Origin of the sequence: Sphingomonas sp. TX0543, from assembly GCF_048565505.1 — a bacterium.
Taxonomy (GTDB): Bacteria; Pseudomonadota; Alphaproteobacteria; order Sphingomonadales; family Sphingomonadaceae; genus Sphingomonas.
Genome location: NZ_JBLZUS010000002.1, coordinates 1,171,067 through 1,187,359, shown reverse-complemented (window position 1 = coordinate 1,187,359; position 16,293 = coordinate 1,171,067). Strand labels below are relative to the sequence as shown.

At 67.7% G+C, this 16,293-nt stretch carries 12 protein-coding genes; 5 read left to right on the top strand and 7 right to left on the bottom strand.

Annotation, left to right across the window (positions count from 1 at the left end):
• Positions 1-143 precede the first annotated feature (143 nt).
• Complete coding sequence (gene ggt, locus ACM61V_RS06335; protein WP_137786674.1) at positions 144-1,892, bottom strand: gamma-glutamyltransferase; 1,749 nt, start codon at positions 1,890-1,892, stop codon at positions 144-146.
• A gap of 146 nt (positions 1,893-2,038) precedes the next feature.
• Between ggt and ACM61V_RS06330 the strand changes: the two genes are divergently transcribed.
• The gene (locus tag ACM61V_RS06330) at positions 2,039-3,823 is read left to right on the top strand and encodes an AMP-dependent synthetase/ligase (RefSeq protein ID WP_137786675.1); all 1,785 of its coding nucleotides are present in this window, start codon (positions 2,039-2,041) and stop codon (positions 3,821-3,823) included.
• Between the two features lie 45 nt (positions 3,824-3,868).
• Here the strand turns inward: ACM61V_RS06330 and ACM61V_RS06325 are convergent, their stop codons facing one another.
• On the bottom strand, positions 3,869-6,781 hold the full coding sequence (locus ACM61V_RS06325; RefSeq protein ID WP_137786676.1) for a M16 family metallopeptidase: 2,913 nt from the start codon (positions 6,779-6,781) through the stop codon (positions 3,869-3,871).
• 225 nt (positions 6,782-7,006) lie between these two features.
• On the opposite strand from ACM61V_RS06325, the gene ACM61V_RS06320 reads away from it, so the two are divergent.
• Together ACM61V_RS06320 and ACM61V_RS06315 are read left to right on the top strand one after the other, a co-directional pair.
• Entirely contained in the window at positions 7,007-7,834 is an 828-nt protein-coding gene (locus tag ACM61V_RS06320) for an aspartyl/asparaginyl beta-hydroxylase domain-containing protein (RefSeq protein ID WP_419713892.1), read from the top strand.
• Between the two features lie 59 nt (positions 7,835-7,893).
• Positions 7,894-8,466, top strand: coding sequence for a NifU family protein (locus ACM61V_RS06315; protein WP_137786863.1), 573 nt, complete (start codon positions 7,894-7,896; stop codon positions 8,464-8,466).
• A 13-nt stretch (positions 8,467-8,479) separates the two neighbouring features.
• On the opposite strand, the gene ACM61V_RS06310 is transcribed toward ACM61V_RS06315, so the two are convergent.
• Together ACM61V_RS06310 and ACM61V_RS06305 are read right to left on the bottom strand one after the other, a co-directional pair.
• Positions 8,480-9,445 (bottom strand): L,D-transpeptidase family protein, encoded by a 966-nt coding sequence (locus ACM61V_RS06310; protein WP_137786677.1) that lies wholly within the window; start codon positions 9,443-9,445, stop codon positions 8,480-8,482.
• Between the two features lie 141 nt (positions 9,446-9,586).
• Positions 9,587-10,723 (bottom strand): nitronate monooxygenase, encoded by a 1,137-nt coding sequence (locus ACM61V_RS06305; protein WP_419713891.1) that lies wholly within the window; start codon positions 10,721-10,723, stop codon positions 9,587-9,589.
• 182 nt (positions 10,724-10,905) lie between these two features.
• Between ACM61V_RS06305 and ACM61V_RS06300 the strand changes: the two genes are divergently transcribed.
• Positions 10,906-11,538, top strand: coding sequence for a murein L,D-transpeptidase catalytic domain family protein (locus ACM61V_RS06300; RefSeq protein WP_137786679.1), 633 nt, complete (start codon positions 10,906-10,908; stop codon positions 11,536-11,538).
• Here the strand turns inward: ACM61V_RS06300 and ACM61V_RS06295 are convergent.
• Genes ACM61V_RS06295 through ACM61V_RS06285 form a run of 3 tightly spaced genes read right to left on the bottom strand, consistent with a single transcriptional unit; the run spans position 11,520 to position 15,389 of the window.
• Positions 11,520-12,575: a glycosyltransferase family 2 protein gene (locus tag ACM61V_RS06295; RefSeq protein WP_137786680.1), complete on the bottom strand. Its 1,056-nt coding sequence runs from the start codon at positions 12,573-12,575 to the stop codon at positions 11,520-11,522. The two genes, ACM61V_RS06300 and ACM61V_RS06295, sit on opposite strands and share 19 nt — an antisense overlap.
• On the bottom strand, positions 12,572-15,034 hold the full coding sequence (locus ACM61V_RS06290) for a DegT/DnrJ/EryC1/StrS family aminotransferase (RefSeq protein ID WP_137786681.1): 2,463 nt from the start codon (positions 15,032-15,034) through the stop codon (positions 12,572-12,574). The genes ACM61V_RS06295 and ACM61V_RS06290 overlap by 4 nt, the downstream gene beginning before the upstream one ends.
• 55 nt (positions 15,035-15,089) lie before the next feature.
• Positions 15,090-15,389 (bottom strand): chorismate mutase, encoded by a 300-nt coding sequence (locus ACM61V_RS06285; protein WP_137786682.1) that lies wholly within the window; start codon positions 15,387-15,389, stop codon positions 15,090-15,092.
• A 253-nt stretch (positions 15,390-15,642) separates the two neighbouring features.
• On the opposite strand from ACM61V_RS06285, the gene rpsD reads away from it, so the two are divergent.
• Positions 15,643-16,257, top strand: coding sequence for a 30S ribosomal protein S4 (rpsD, locus tag ACM61V_RS06280; protein ID WP_137786683.1), 615 nt, complete (start codon positions 15,643-15,645; stop codon positions 16,255-16,257).
• Positions 16,258-16,293 lie beyond the last annotated feature (36 nt).

Here is a 16,293-nt window from a genome sequence, read left to right as displayed (position 1 = left end):
GTTGCCAGAAGCTCTTCGGGTCGCGCCATCTTTAGATACTTTTGCCCCCAAAAAGTATTGGATGGATTCGACATATCTTGATGCACTTTCATACAATTAGCGGCGACACCGCAGCCTTCCTCCCAGTATTTCTTACAATTCCTTCATTGATTCAGCCGCTTCGTCGGCATCGAGGCAACGAGGACGCGACCCTCCCGGCGCGGATCATAGCCGCCGTCTATTTTTCCCCCGCGCACGATGACACCCTGCAGGCCCGAGTCCTCGCCCTGGCCCGGCCTCACCACGATGCCGCGTGCCGCAAGGCCCGCCAGCACCGCCGGCGGGAATTTATCGACCTCGCCATTGAACACCTCGCCTCGCGCGACGAGGTTCGGCAGCGCAAGCGCCTCCTGCATCGGCATTCCCCAGTCGATCGACGCGACCATCGCCTTGCCGACATAGGCGAGGATCGCGTTGCCGCCGGCCGAGCCCAGCGCACCGGCGAAGTCGCGCTTCTCGTCAAGCAGGACGAGCGGCGTCATCGAGGAACGCGGGCGCTTCCCCGCGGCGACGGCGTTGGCAGCCGGGCGACCGGTCGCATCGCGCGGGCTGAACGAAAAATCGGTCATCTGGTTGTTGAGGAAAAAGCCGTCGACCATCCGCCCCGACCCGAAGATCGATTCGACGGTCGTCGTCATGGACACCACGTTGCCCCGCGCATCCCCGATCACGAAATGTGACGTGCCGGTCGGCTCCAGCGTCCGGTCCGCGCCGGCGTCCGCATTTGCACCGGGCGGATTGCCCGCCGCCGGTGCCGGCCCGGCACGCTCGCCGATCAGCTTTGCCCGGCCCGCGACATAGGCGCGGTCGAGCATCCCTGTGACCGGTACGGCCACGAACGCCGGATCCCCGACATACCGGTCGCGATCGGCGTACATCAGCCGGCTCGCCTCCGCGAACTGGAACCATGCCTTTGGATCGGACGGGCCGCGCCTGGCGATATCGGTATTGCTCAGCAGCGTAAGCAGCTGCAGCAACCCCACCCCGCTAGACGGGGGCGGCGGCACGCATACGAGATAGACGCGATACGGGCCGCACAGCGCTTCGCGCACGAGCGGACGATAACCGGCTAGATCAGCTAGCGTCATGGCGCCCGGATGCTCGCCCGCGTGAACGCGATCGACGATCGCCCGCGCTGTCCGCCCGGCATAGAGCGCCGCCGGTCCCTCCGCTGCGAGCCGGCGCAGGAAATCGGCATAGGCCGGATTATGCAGACGGTCTCCGGCATGGAGCAGGCCGCCGCCGGGCCGCGCGAAATAGGCCAGCACGTCGGGCGCCGAAGACTGCGGGAACATCGCGCTGGCGAGGAACCGCCCGAGCCGCGGCGACACGATGAATCCGTCACGCGCCGTCCGCTCCGCATCGCCGAACAGATCGCGCCACGGCAGCGCGCCATGCCGCTCGTGAGCGAGCGCCAGCATCTTCATCGCGCCGGGAACCCCGGTGGCGCGACCGCTCAACACCGCAGTGGCGAACGGCAGCGGCCTGCCATTGTCGTCAAGGAACATATCCGGTGTCGCCCCGGCGGGCGCCGTCTCGCGACCGTCGTAGATCGTCACGCGACGCGTTCCGCCATCGTAATAGGTCATGAAGCCACCGCCGCCGACGCCCGAACTCTGCGGCTCGACCAGCGACAGCATCGCCTGCACCGCGATCGCCGCGTCCACCGCGCTGCCCCCGCGCCGCAACACCGCCATTCCCGTCTCCGCCGCCAGCGGATTGGCCGCCGCGACGAAGACCTGCGCGGTCGTCGCCGGCCGCGCGACATCACGCGGCCGCGCGGCGGGCACGGCCGCGCACGATCCGAGCGCGGCGGCGGCGATCGTGGCGAGCAGCGTTCTTGTCAGCTTCATTCCAAGGCTCCCTGCGACCCGTTCATTTCCCGCATTCGTTAACGGGCGATGCCGCGGCCGTCCACGACGGGTGGCCTCACGTGGCGATCGCTTCTAAGCTCGTGGAACAAGACAAGGAGCCTGTAATCGGGCATCCGGGAGAGGATATGCGAACGCTCGAACATTTCCCCAATCTCGTCACCATGTTCTTCACCCGCGCCGCCGAGAAGGGCGATGCGCCGTTCCTGTGGGCGAAACGCGACGGCGCGTGGCAGTCGACAAGCTGGGCGGAGGCCGCGCGGCAGGTCGCAAGCCTCGCCGCCGCATTGAAGGCATCGGGCCTGCGGCCCGGCGACCGCGTGATGCTCGTCAGCGAGAACCGCCCGGAATGGTGCCTATCCGATCTCGCGATCATGGCCGCCGGCTGCATCACGGTGCCCACCTACACCACCAATACCGAGCGCGATCACGCCCATATCATCGAAAATTCCGGCGCGCGCGCGGTGATCGTCTCCAGCCAGAAGCTGGCCGATGTGGTGATGCGCGCCGTGGTGCGCACCACCCACGCCGAGATCGTCATCGGGATCGACAAGCCGCGCATTCGCCAGTCCGGCATCGAATGCCTGGATTGGCATGAGTTGATCGCCAGCCATCCAGCAGACCCTGCGAAGGCCGCCGCCGAGGCGACATTCCAGCGCGAGGATCTGGCCTGCATCATCTACACGTCCGGCACCGGCGGCGCGCCCCGCGGCGTGATGCAGCATCACGGCGCGATCCTGCACAATGTCGCCGGGTGCACGCAGATCATCGCCGAGGATTTCGGCTGGGGCGACGAGGTGTTCCTGTCCTTCCTTCCGCTCTCCCATGCCTATGAACACACCGGCGGACAGCATTTCCCGATCGGTGTGGGTGGGCAGATCTATTATGCCGAGGGGCTGGAGAAGCTCGCCTCGAACATGGAGGAGGTGCGCCCGACGATCATGGTGGTCGTGCCGCGGCTGTTCGAGGTGTTGCGCACGCGCATATCAAAGGCGGTGGAGAAACAGGGCGGGATGAGCCAGAAGCTGCTCGGCATGGCGCTGGATGTCGGCGCCAAGCGCTATGAGCACCGGATGAAGCTGGCCGATCGGCCGAAGGCGCTGCTGGTGGATGCGTTGTTCAAGCCGCGGATCGGCAAGAAATTCGGTGGCCGGATGAAGGCGATGGTGTCGGGGGGCGCACCGCTGACGCCCGAAGTGGGGGTGTTCTTCCAGTCGCTCGGCGTCACCTTCCTGCAAGGCTACGGCCAGACGGAGGCCGCGCCGGTGATCTCGTGCAATCGCCCCGCCGCCGGTCTCAAGATGGATACCGTCGGCCCGCCGATGCCCAATACCGAAGTGGTGATCGCCGAGGATGGCGAGATACTGGTGCGCGGCGAGCTGGTGATGCACGGCTATTGGCGCAACGAGGCGGAAACCGCGCGCGTGCTGCGCGACGGCTGGCTCCACACCGGCGACATCGGCGAGATCGACGAGCGCGGGCGGATCAGGATCACCGATCGCAAGAAGGATCTGATCATCAACGACAAGGGCGACAATGTCGCGCCGCAAAAGGTCGAAGGGCTGCTCACGCTGCAGCCGGAGATCATGCAGGCGATGATCGCCGGGGATCGCAAGCCGCATATGGTCGCGGTGATCGTGCCCGATCCTGAATGGACGCAGGAATGGTGCGCGGCGAACGGCGTGGCTGACAGCCCGTCCGCACTGGCGGAAAACACCGCGTATCGCGCCGCGCTGAGCGATGCGGTGGATCGCACCAACACGGAATTGTCGGTGATCGAGCGCATCCGCCGCTTCATCGTCGCCGACGAGCCGTTCGCCATCGAGAACGAGCAGTTGACGCCGAGCCTGAAGATCCGCCGCCACGTGCTGAAACAGGTCTATGGCGATCGGCTGGAAGCGCTCTACCGCTAGGAAGCTGGAGGCGGCCGGCGCGCGCCGGCCGCCTGCCGTCTTTCGCTATCGCCCGGCGGGGGCGGCGCCCTTGCCGCGCGGCAGCACCGTGAGCGTCCAGTCCTTCTCGGGGCGGAGATATTTTGCCGCCGTCGCCTGCAATGTCTCGGGCGTGATCGCGGCGAGATCGTTGACCATCGTCCCCAGCGCCTCCAGCCGCGCGGGATCGTAGGTGCCGCCGCTCGCCTGGATCAGCCAGAACTGGTTCCCGGACGAAGCGCGCGCGAGATACTGAAGTGTCGGCACCACGGTGCGCCGCAGTTCATCCGCATCGATCGGCTTGGCGGCCAGCTCCGCGGCGATCTCGCGGCTCAGCTTGAAGAACAGATCGACCTTGTCGGGCTGCACCTGCCCGACGGCGATGATCCGCCCGCCCGTGGCCATGCCGAGCGGCCACTGGCTCGACGCCGACGGGCTGTAGCTTGCGCCCGCCACCGAGCGCAGCCGATCGAACAGCCGGTCCGCGAACACCGACGACAGGATGTCGAGCCGTCGCATTTCGGCATGGTCGGCTGCGCCGCCGCCGGTCGGCCAGGCGATGACTGCCGCCGCTTGCGTATCGGGCCCGCCGTGGGTGAGCACCACGGGCTTGTCGTTGTGCGCGGGGAAGGCCACCGGCACGACGGGTGTGGCATCGGGCTTGCGCTTCTTGAGCGCGCCGAACGTCCGCGCCACGGCGGCGATCGCCTCATCCGCCTTCACGTCGCCGAAGACGTCGACCTCGATCGGCCCGCGCGCCATCATCGGCTCCCAGAAGGCACGGAAGTTTTCGGGCGTCAGCGCCTGCACCTCCGTCTGCGCGGGCGTGCCCCAGCGCACGTCGCCATCGCGGATCAGCCGCTCCAGATCGCGGCTGAGCACGCCGTCGGGCGAGGAATCCAGCCCGGGATAGCCGGCCAGCATCGCCGCCTTGGCGCGTGTGACCGGCGCGGCGTCCCAGCGGGGGAAGGCGAGCTTGTCGGCCAGCAGCAGCAGATTGTCGGCATAATCCCCCGGCGTGGACATCGCGTTGAACATGAAAGCATCCTCGGCGATGTCGAGATCCATGCCGATGCGTCGTCCGTTGGTCAGCGCATCAAGATCACCCTGATCGAGATCACCGATTCCCGCAGGTGCGAGCGCCATGTCCCCCGCCCACGCAGGGGTGGGCGTTCTGGCGGGCAAGGTCGAATAGCCGCGCTCGAACCGGACACGCAGGTACACGCGCCCCGTCTCCGACGAGTTGGCATAGAGCAGCAGGCGCACGCCGTTGCTGAAGACGATCTTCTCCAGCCCGGGACTGCCGGCGGGCGCGCGCGATTTCACCTTGCCCGGCTTGCCGAGCTTCGGCAGCCGCGAGAAATCGATGTTCGCCTGATCCTTGCGGCTGCCGACCAGCCCGGACACATCCTCCTTCAGCGCGGCGGCCAGCGCGGCGGGCGTCGCGCCATCGGCGGTGCGCGTGTTGACGATCGCGCGCGTGGCCACTCCCGCGAAGATCCGGCGGGTCGCATCGAGCAGGGCGTCGGGCGTGAACATGCCCTTGTCATGCGCCTGCTTGAGAATGTCATACGACGCTTGCGGCCCTGCCACCGTCTCCCGGATGTCGAGCGCGCCTACCATGTCATCGGCCTGCTTGGCGCCCGCCTCCACACGCGCGGTGCCGACATCGTTGCGCAGCGCCGCGTCGAACTCGGCATATTCGCGCTCGATCTCGGCCTGGGTCGGCGCGGTTGCCATCGCATCCGCGATTACCGCGCGCACGTCCTTCAGCGCGGCGTGCCAGTCATCACCGAGCGGCAGGATGTTGGTGAAGGTCACGTTGGCTGATCGCGAAACGTCATCGAGGCTGACCGAGGCCTGCAGAAAGCTTCCGCCCGCCCGCGCGCGCGTTTCGAGCCGGCGATTGATGACGCGCACCGCGAGGAAATCGATGAAGCGCTTCTGGTTGAAGATGATCGTATCGTCGCGCGCGATCCACGGCCGCACCACCGCCATCGCGACGACCGGCGGCAGCGCCGGCTCCGCGATCGTCGCGGTTTCGGGCGCTCGCGGATCGGGCGTGCCGAAATTCGTGTCGGCGGGATCAGGCCCCTTGCCGCGCCAGTCCCCGAAATTCTTGACGATCAGCTTCGCCGCCACCGCCGGATCGATATCGCCGGAAATGATGACCACCACGCGCGCGGGGCGATACCAGCGATCATGGAATGCCTGGATCGTCGCGGGTGTGGCAGCCTCAAGCGTCTTGATCGAGCCGATCGGCGAGCGATCCGCCAGCGGCTGGTGCGCGAAGAACAGGCCGCGCATCGCGTCGGACCAGCGCACCTGCGGCCCCGGCGCCTCGCGCTGCTCGGCCAGCACGGCGGGCCGCTCGGCGGCGAGCCCCTTATCGTTGATCGCGGGCTCTGCCATCATGCCCGCGAATATCTTGAGGCTTTCGTCCAGCGTGTCGGGCGTCGCCGCCGGCAGATCGAGCTTGTAGACCGTCTGCGTCGGCGTGGTCTGGGCGTTCGAATCCGAGCCAAACGTTGCGCCCAGCCGCTGCCACACGCGCTTCGTCTCGCCGTCGGGCACATATTTCGAGCCGCGGAATGAAAGATGCTCGATCAGATGGGCGAAGCCCTGTTCCGAATCGCGCTCGTTGAGCGAGCCCGCGTCGATCCGCACGCGCACCGCCACCTGCCCCGGCGGCACGCCGTTCTTGCGCACGGCATAGCGCAGCCCGGTGGAGAGCTTGCCGAAATGCCATTGCGGATCGGGTGGGATATCCGATCGCTCGAACAGCCACGGCCTGGTATCCACCGTGACCGGCGCGGGCGTGGCGGCGGGCGCGGCAGCCGCCTGCTTCTTGCGGGGGGCGGCCGGCGCCGGGGCAGCGGCGTTGGCGACAAGGGCGAGGGCGACCAGCGGCGTCGCCACCGCACGCAGAATGAACGACATATGCCGCTTGTACGAAGGCGCAGGCCGAACGGCAACGCCGCCGGCGATAACTTCGTATTTCCCCTTTCACGCCATGTTTTGGACCCGAACCGCGGGTAGCAACCGGCAAAGAGGCTGCGGACCCGTTTGCAGCGGCGCGGCGTTTCCCTGCCGGCAGGGGCCCGGAAAACGCAAGGACTGGACTGGTACGACGTGGATCTCGACGTAAGGCACGCGAACACTGCAATGGGGCATAATTCGGGCAGGCTGGCCGCCGGCGCGATAATGGTGCCCGATCTCAACGTTATTTCCGGCGCCCCCTCCCCCGGCAGCGCGATGCGCGCGGAGCGCGGGCGGCCGCTCATCATCTCGCTCGGCAAACATTTTCGCGGGTTGTTCGACCGGCTGATCGCCACATCCTCGCTGGTTTCGAACGCGCCGGTGCTCGACGTGCGCGATTTCGCCTGGACGCAGATGCTGCGCGAGAACTGGCAGGCGATCCGCGACGAGGCGATGACGGTCGCGCTGCGCGGCAATGCCGCCCCGAGCCTGTCGACCATCTCGCCCGATCACCGGGCGATCGCCGAAGTCGACAAATGGCGCTCCTTCTTCATCTGGGGTTACGGCTATCGCATCGATGAGAATGCGGATCGCTGCCCCCGGACGGCCGCTCTGGTGGAGCAGATCCCGGGGCTGAACTCCGCCTTTTTCTCGATCCTCGCGCCGGGTACGCACATTCCCGATCATCGCGGCGTCACGAAGGGGCTGATCACCTGCCATCTCGGGCTGGTCGTGCCCCGCGACGGCGACGTGCGGATGCGCGTCCACGACCGGATCGTGCGCTGGTCCGAGGGGCAGACGCTGGTGTTCGACGATACCTATCAGCATGAGGTGTGGAACGACACCGAAGGCACCCGGGTGGTTCTGCTGATCCAGTTCGAGCGCCCGCTGCGCAACCCGGGCAAGTGGATCGCCGACACGTTCCTGCGCATCGTCCGCCGCTCTCCCTTCGTCCAGGAGGCGCGCGACAACATCCAGACGTGGAACGCGGCGGTCAAGCAGCTGGACGTGTGAAGCGGGCGTCGAATGCGACGCACCTTGATCCCCGCCTCGCGGACCGCCACATGGGCGGCATGCTGATCGAAACCGAAGCCACGCCAAACCCCGCGACACTCAAGTTCATTCCCGGCCGCGCCGTGATGGACAACGGCACGCGCGACTTCGCGACGCCGGAAGAGGCGGAAGCCTCTCCGCTCGCGACTGCGCTGTTCGATCTGGGCGACGTTACGGGCGTGTTCTTCGGGCGCGATTTCGTTTCGGTAACGGCTGCGCCGGGCGTCGAATGGCACGGGCTAAAGCCCGATGTGCTGGCGATCCTGCTCGACCACTTCACCGCACAGATGCCGCTGTTCCGCGGCCCGTCCGCCGATTTCTCGGTCCCGGCGGCCGAGGAGGAGATCGTCGATAACCCTGCCGACGCCGACATCGTGGCGCAGATTCGCGATCTGATAGACACGCGCGTCCGCCCGGCCGTGGCCAACGATGGCGGCGATATCGTCTATCGCGGGTTCGATCAGGGCAAGGTCTATCTCAAGATGCAGGGCGCGTGCTCCGGTTGCCCCTCGTCCACCGCGACGCTGAAGAACGGCATCGAGCAACTGCTGAAATATTACGTGCCTGAAGTGACCGAGGTGCGCGCGGTCTAACAAAAGCGCGCGATCACTTCCCGATCACGAAATCCTTCAGGCTGCTCACGTCGGTCAGCGCGTCCGGCGTGACGACCACCGTCGCGCCCGGCACGAGCACGCTCTCGATCGCGGCCCGGATCGCGGGGGCCATGTCGATGTCGCCCAGTTGCAGTTCCTCGTCAGGCGTCTGACCGGGCAGCGCGATCCGCGTCCATTTGCGCGCGCCGGAAGCCTCCGTGGTCTGGAGCGAATAGAGATAGGGATGATCGATCTGGCGGTTCACACCCACCGACGCGCGCCCGATGATCCGTCCGCCGCGGATGACGAACAGGGCGCGATCCGTGGTGCTGACGACGATCGAGACGGGGCCGGTGGGAGCGCGCGCCGGCTCCCAGAAGTCGCGCGCGCCGGGTATCGCCTGCCCGCCATTGGCGGCGGCGGCGATCACATCGGCGGCCGGGACGACGGCGGGGAGCGATTCGCGTTTGGTCACCACCACGGTCATCCCCAGCGGGGTAGCGCCATAGAGCATCTCGGCGAATTTGGGCGGCAGCCGGATGCATCCATGCGACGCCGCGTGGCCCGGCAATGCGCCGGCATGAAGGGCGACGCCGTCCCACGTCAGCCGCTGCATGAACGGCATGGGCGCGCTGTTGTAGAGATTGGAATGGTGCACCTTCTCCTTCTGCAGCACGGTGAAGATGCCGGTCGGCGTTTCATGCCCCGCCTTGCCGGAGGAGACGGTGGTGATCGCGATCGGCAGCCCGTTGCGATAGACCACCGCGCGCTGCGTCTCCAGATTGACGACCATCAGGATCGGCCCGGCGGGCGCGGTTTGCGGCGCCCACATATAGTCGCCCGCCTTCAACGCCCTGGCGGCGCGCAGGACGGAGGCATTGTCTAGCGTGGCACGGCCGGTGACGGTTATCGTCCTGGGTTCGGCGGGGGCGGGCTGGGGCGCAATGGCCACGGCGGCGAAGAGGGTAAGCAACGACATGCGCCCCCCTTAGCGCGATTGCCGCGTCGATTGAATCGCGGAATGAACGGCCTGCGTTTGCCGCCGATCGCCACCCGTCCATGAACAAAAGGTGGGGACGCCACCATCCCCCCATGCGCGCGCCTCTTCGATCAGTCTCCCTCAGTCCGCGACCAGCGCTTCCATGCGCTCCAGCGCCTCGGCGAAATCCAGCTTGAAGTCCTGCACGACCTGGCCCGCGCCGCGCACCTGCTCGACAAGGCCGACGCCCTGTCCGACGAAATAGGTGACGAGTTCCCGCGCGGCAGCATCGCCCTTTTCCGCCGCAAGATCGGCCGCGCGGATCGCGGGTTCGCTGATGATCGACTGGAACGGCATCGGCGGCGCACCGGGCGAATCCGGCGCTTCCCACGCATCGGTCCATGCCGAGCGAAGCTGGCGCGAGGGCTTTCCGGTGCGCCCCTTGGAGCGCACGGTATCGCGCGAACTGGCGGCCACCATCTTGTCACGAAACACGTCGGAACACTCGCTTTCCGGCGTGGCGAGCCACACCGATCCCGTCCATGCGCCCGCCGCCCCCATCGCCATCGCCGCCGCCATCTGCCCGCCGGTCATGATCCCGCCCGCCGCAAGGACGGGCACGTCGCCATGCCCCGCCCGATCGAGCGCGCGCACCACTTCCGGGATCAGCACCATCGTGGAAACCTCGCCGCAATGGCCGCCCGCCTCGCCCCCCTGCGCCACGATGATATCGACGCCGGCCGCAACCTGGCGCAGCGCATGTTCCTTCGCCCCCACCAGCGCCGCCACCGGCACGTTATGGGCGCGCCCCATTTCGATCATCGCCCTGGGCGGCACGCCGAGCGCGTTGGCGATCAGCCTGATCGGATGACGAAAGGCGATCTCCAGCATTTCCAGCGCGACATTGGGATCGAACGGCGCGGGCGCGGTGCTGTCCGCGCGCTCTTCCGGGAGCGTGAGGTGATGCCGTCCCGCGAGATCGCGGACGAACGCGCGATGCGCCTCCGGCACCTGCGCCGCGATCGACGCGCGGGTCAGCCCCTTCGCGCCGCCGGTGACGAGATTTTCCGGTATCAGCACGTCCAGCCCATAGGGTTTTCCGTCGACATGCGCGTCGATCCACGCAAGTTCGGCCTCAAGGCTTTCCAGTGTATGCGCCGTCGCGCCGAGCACGCCAAAGCCGCCCGCGCGGCTGACTGCTGCCACGACATCGCGGCAATGGCTGAAAGCAAGCAGCGGAAAATCGATGCCCAGCATCGCGCAGATCGGTGAACGCATCGTGATTCCTCTCCTGTATTTTTCGCCATTGTCGTGGTCATGGCGCCAAAAGGAAAGGCCCGGGTGGCCGCCGTTGCGCGACAAACGAAGCAAAGAACGCGCCAGATCGAGGCGCCGGGTAATGAAATCGCCCGCCACGCTCACTATGATGAAAGGCGCGGGCATGGGGATTTGACCGAGCGATGAACTTTATCGACCGCGCGATGCAGTCACGTCGCGGATTGCTGAAAGCCGGTGGCCTTGCGGCAATCGGGGCCGTCCTGCCAAAAGGCGCGCTCGCCGCGTCGACGCCGTTCGCCGCGCCCCGCGCGGTGAGGCCTGAACTGATGCGCCGCGCGCTGGCCGCGCTAGAGCGCCACGGCGACCGGGTGCAGCGCGACAGGATCGCAATCGTCGATTTCAACGCCCCTTCCGCCCAGCCACGCTTCCATTTTGTCGATATCGCCAGCGGCGCCACCATTTCGAAGCTTGTGGCGCATGGCAGCGGGTCAGATCCGGCGCATACCGGCTTCGTGCACCGCTTTTCGAATGAGGGCGGCTCGAACGCATCCTCAGAGGGCGCTTTTCTCGCCACCGATTATTATAACGGGAAGCACGGCCGGTCACAGCGGCTGATCGGGCTTGACCCCACCAACGACAATGCGCTCGTCCGCGCGATCGTCGTGCATGGGGCATGGTATGCCAATGCGGAGATGATCCGGGCGCGCGGGATGCTCGGGCGCAGCCAGGGATGCTTCGCCGTGGGCGAGAATGAGCTTGCCGAGGTGTTCGAGCGGCTCGGCCCCGGCCGGATGATCTACGCCGCGAAGGTCTGACGCAGCCGCCGCACGCCGCCGACGAAGCGGGAGACGACCAGCTCCTCGAACCCGGCATAGCCAAGCCCAAGATGCGGCGGCCGCACGCTCAGCGCGTCGCCCAAAGTCAACGATCCCGCGCGCAGGCCCGCGCGCGCCACCGCCGCCCACCGCCGCGCCGTTTCCCAGCGGATCAGGCGGATATCCTGCGCGTCGCACGCATGGCGCGCCAGGAAATCCTGTTGCAGCGCGACCATCACTTCACCCAGCCGGCGAAGCGTTGCTCGATCCGGCGGGGGCGCGCGGCCCATCAGATTGGACACGACCAGCGCGGCGGCGTCGTGCGCGCCATCACCGAACAGCTCGGCATAGGAATCCGCCAGCACGCGTGTCGCACTGGCGCTCATCGTATCGACGAAGCGCTGCGAGGCGCCGCCGCCATGCTGGCGATAGATCAGCAGATCGGCATCGATCCGCGCCACCCGGCCCAGCCGCGCGATCCGGTGATAGAGGTCGAAGTCCTCGGCATAGAGCAGTTCGGGCCGGGTGAACGGCTCCAGCCCGCGCGCGATCTGGGCGCGGATCATCACCGATGACCAGACAAGCGGATTCTCGATCCGCAGCAACCATTCCGTCAGCCGCGCCGTGGTATTGGCCGGGTGACGCGGCGCGCGGATCGCGCCGTCTCTCAGCACCGCCGTATCGCTGCCGACGAGCGCCACCTCGGGATGCGCGTCCAGATAGGCGACCTGCCGTGCGAAGCGTTCCGGGCGGCACAGATCGTCCTGATCCAGCGCCGCGACATAGCGTCCGCGTGCCTCGGCGAAGGCGCGGTTGCGGGCGCGGACCGGGCCACCATTTTCCGCCAGCGCGATCACGCGGACGCGCGCATCCGGCCATGCGCGCAGCATTGCGAGCGTGTCGTCGGTAGAACAGTCATCGACGACGATCGCCTCGAAATCGCCCAGCGTCTGGGCGGCGAGGCTCTCCAGCGTCTCCCCGATCAGCGCGGCGCCGTTATACGCCGCCATGATGACGCTGACGGTGGGCGCGTTCACGCGGCGCGGCGGTCCCTGCCCGCCAGCAACTGATCCACGATCATCATGCCCACGTCGTTCTGCCACAGCCACAGGCCGTTGGCCTGCCCGACGAAGCTGGATTCCCCGCCCAGCTTCCCCCACGGCACGAAGCCCGCCGCCAGCCCGATGCCGAAAAGGCCGGGAATCGCCGTGCCGCCGGCATCCACCACGCGGCAATGGCGATCGACCATCGGCCGCCCTTCCTCCGCAGCCAGCCGCAGCGGCGTTCCATCCCGCCGCTCCACCGCCAGCGCGCGCGGGCGATAGCCGAGCGCCGCGATGGCGAGATCGGCGCTCGCGATCACCTCGCGCGCGCGTGCCTCGTCATCGCCGATCCGCATCACCGTGACGCGCGGGTCGGGTTCGCGCCCGTCGACGCGCAGCATCCGCAACACCAGCTCGCGCGCCTCCAGGCGGAAACCGGCGAGGCGATAGACGAAGCCCGAGACGGGGCAGATATCGTCCGGCCCGAAATCGGTGAACCCCTCCGCCTCCGCCGCCTCGACCGAGTGGAAGAACGGGCGCAGCGGGCGGCGGTGCAGCAGCGTGATCGCACCTGCGCCAAGCGGCAGCGCCGGCTGTCGCTTCAGCAGCAGCGCAACCGTGGTGAGCGCGCTGGTCGAGCCGCCGATCACCGCGATGCGCGGTGCGCGCTTGTCGCCGAGCAGGTCGGCGATCTTCTCGAACCCGCCGGTGGAGAGCACGTCGTCGGATTGCACGAGGCGGTGATGCGCCAGGGCTGGCAACGGTGCTCCCGCGACGCTCTGCGCGACCAGCCGGTCGAGCGGCTGGTGCCCGCCCGTCGCGATCACCACGTTGCGCGCGATCCGCTCATGCTCCGCGCCGCTCGCCACATCGCGGACGCGCGCGCGCCACAGGCCATCGTCATCGCGACGGATCGCGATCACCTCGTGCCCGGTCAATACTGTGCCGCCATGTCTGCCGACGAGATCGTGGAGGCGATCCCCCGTCACACGCAGCAGCGGGCCGACTTCCGCGAGCGGCACGCCCAGCGCGTCGCGATACGCCTCCACCGCGCGCGCCGCCGGATGCTCGGCAAGTGCAGCGATCGCCGGATAGGGATTGTCGGCAACCGCGCTGAGGAAGGTCTGCGCGGTTGAATCCGAAGTAATCGCATAGCGCCCGAGCTGCCCCCCGCCGATCGCCATGTCGCGCTCCACCAGCACCATGCCCGGTGCGAGCGTGGCGAGCAGGCCGCGCTTGCTGGCGGCGGTGAGCAGCGCGGTGCCCGCCGGGCCACCCCCGACGATCAGCGTCTCGGCTATCAGAACCGGCGCGCCGGAGGAGACGATACGCGGGCTCGCGCAGGCACGATCCAGCGACGCGACCACGCGCTCGACATCCGCGATCGTCATCGCATCGTGGAGCGGCAACGACAGGATGCGCGCGGCGACATCGTCGGCGATCGGGGTGGGCTCGATCATCGCCACCTCCCGCACCCACGGCTGCTGCCCGATGTGCGGGCTGAAATACTGGCCGGCGCCGATCCCGTCGGCATCCAGCGCCCTCGCGACCCGAACGCGATCCGCGCCGGGCGGCAGGAGCAACTGGAAGAAGCCCAGCGCCTGCGTGCCGCGTGGCGCCGGTTGCGTCGCATAACGCCCGTCGATCGCCTTGCGATAGGCCGCCGCGATCTTATCGCGCGCCGCGCAAGTGCCATCGAACGTATCGAGCTTCGCATTGGCGATCGCGGCAAGCACTTCCGGCAGCTTCGCGTTCAGCCCCGGCACGCTGGCGCTCCGTGCGCCCGCGAAACCGAAATTGGCCATCACCCGCAACCGCTCGATCGTGTCGCGGTCGCCGCAGTGGATCAGCCCCCCTTCCGCGACCGCGAACGGCTTGGTCGCGTGCATCGAGAACACCACCGGAAACGGGGCGCCGGCGCCAAACCCGCGCCCGTCGGCGTCGGTGGTGCCCAGCGAGGCGGCGGCATCGATCACCACCTTCACGTCGTGGCGCTTGGCCAGCCACGCGTATCGCTCCAGATCGATCGCGCGTCCGAAGGCCGCATAGGGCATCAGCGCCGCGATACGCGCGCCATGCTGATGGAGCAGCCGCTCCTCCGCCGCCGCGCAGGCAGTCCAGTCATCGGGATCGATATCGCACACCAGGGGCGTCAGCCCGGCCCACCACGCCGCCTGCGCGGTCGCGGCAAAGGTAAACGCGGGCATCACCGCATAGCGGCCATTCGCGTCCCCCACCGCATCCTTCAGCGCCAGCATCAGGCCCAGCGTCGCATTCGCGACGGTAAGACATGCGCCCTCGCCGCCGAACAGCCGCTCCGCCGCGCGCCCCTCGAAGCGCCGTGCCTCGGGGCCGAAATTGCTGTAGATACCGGATGCCTCGATCCGCTCGAGCGCATCCTTATAGTCGCCGAGGCGCGGCGGATTGGGGACGATCAGGGGCAGGCGCTGCATGAGACGGGCGAATCCTTTCGGCCTCGCTCATGCATCAGCGCGTCCTAAGGAGCGGTTAGCGCCGGTCGAACGCTTCCAGCTCATAGGCGATCGATGCCTCGACCAGCGCGTCCCACAGCGCCGCGATCGTATCCCCCGGCAAGCCGGCGGAGATCGCGGCGTCGCGGGCGTTCGCGATCACCTGCGCCTTGCGTGCCTCGTCGCGCACCGCGCCGCGCTCCGGTTTGATGCGCGCGGCGGCGTCCATATAGTCGAAGCGCCGGCGCAACAGCGCGACAAGTTCGCGATCAACCTGATCGACACCCGCGCGCACCTCCGCCATGGTTGCGCATTGCTGTCCCGGAAGAATGGTCATGACGGCCGCTGTGGCGGGGGAACGCGGGGCTGTCCAGCCGCCGGTGGCGATGAACCGGCGCCGCGCCCGCCGTGCGCGCTGTCGCTGCGACCTGCCGGAACGCGCCTCTCCTTGACTTCGCCCCCGCCCCCCGCTAGGCGCGCGCCTTCGCAATCGGCCCCGTATCCCCGGTGAAGCGGTGGCCCTGCGTTTCCATTCGTGAAGCGTAGAGCGATACCGGGATGAACGTCGTTCGCAGATTGAAGGATAGATCATGTCAAAGCGCAGCAGCGCCAAGTACAAACTCGACCGCCGGATGGGCGAAAACATCTGGGGTCGCCCGAAGAGCCCGGTCAACAAGCGTGAATACGGCCCCGGCCAGCACGGTCAGCGCCGCAAGGGCAAGATGTCCGATTACGGCCTGCAGCTCCGCGCCAAGCAGAAGCTGAAGGGCTATTATGGCGATGTCACGGAAAAGCAGTTCCGCCAGTGCTATGACGAAGCCGCCCGGATGAAGGGCGATACCTCGCAGAACCTGATCGGCCTGCTCGAGCGCCGTCTCGACATGATCGTCTATCGCGCGAAATTCGCGCCGACGATCTTCGCCGCGCGCCAGCTCGTCAGCCACGGTCACGTCTATGTGAACGGCGTGAAGTGCAACATCGCGTCGCGCCGCATCTCGCTCAACGACGAGATCACGCTGGGCAAGAAGGCGCAGGAAATGGCGCTGGTGCTCGAAGCGCAGGGCCTCGCCGAACGCGAAGTGCCGGACTATGTCGCGCAGGACGGCGCCGCCAAGATCACCTTCATCCGCGTGCCGACGCTGGACGAAGTGCCGTATCCGGTGAAGATGGAGCCGAACCTGGTCGTCGAGTTCTACTCGCGCTGATCGATCGGCCCCTGGGCCAGCGAAAGGGCGGCTCCG

Excerpts from the sequence above, each read along its gene's own strand:
- ggt (WP_137786674.1), bottom strand. The coding sequence starts at position 1,892 with ATGAAGCTGACAAGAACGCTGCTCGCCACGATCGCCGCCGCCGCGCTC.
- ACM61V_RS06330 (WP_137786675.1), top strand. The coding sequence starts at position 2,039 with ATGCGAACGCTCGAACATTTCCCCAATCTCGTCACCATGTTCTTCACC.
- ACM61V_RS06325 (WP_137786676.1), bottom strand. The coding sequence starts at position 6,781 with ATGTCGTTCATTCTGCGTGCGGTGGCGACGCCGCTGGTCGCCCTCGCC.
- ACM61V_RS06320 (WP_419713892.1), top strand. The coding sequence starts at position 7,007 with ATGGGGCATAATTCGGGCAGGCTGGCCGCCGGCGCGATAATGGTGCCC.
- ACM61V_RS06315 (WP_137786863.1), top strand. The coding sequence starts at position 7,894 with ATGCTGATCGAAACCGAAGCCACGCCAAACCCCGCGACACTCAAGTTC.
- ACM61V_RS06310 (WP_137786677.1), bottom strand. The coding sequence starts at position 9,445 with ATGTCGTTGCTTACCCTCTTCGCCGCCGTGGCCATTGCGCCCCAGCCC.
- ACM61V_RS06305 (WP_419713891.1), bottom strand. The coding sequence starts at position 10,723 with ATGCGTTCACCGATCTGCGCGATGCTGGGCATCGATTTTCCGCTGCTT.
- ACM61V_RS06300 (WP_137786679.1), top strand. The coding sequence starts at position 10,906 with ATGAACTTTATCGACCGCGCGATGCAGTCACGTCGCGGATTGCTGAAA.
- ACM61V_RS06290 (WP_137786681.1), bottom strand. The coding sequence starts at position 15,034 with ATGCAGCGCCTGCCCCTGATCGTCCCCAATCCGCCGCGCCTCGGCGAC.
- ACM61V_RS06285 (WP_137786682.1), bottom strand. The coding sequence starts at position 15,389 with ATGACCATTCTTCCGGGACAGCAATGCGCAACCATGGCGGAGGTGCGC.
- rpsD (WP_137786683.1), top strand. The coding sequence starts at position 15,643 with ATGTCAAAGCGCAGCAGCGCCAAGTACAAACTCGACCGCCGGATGGGC.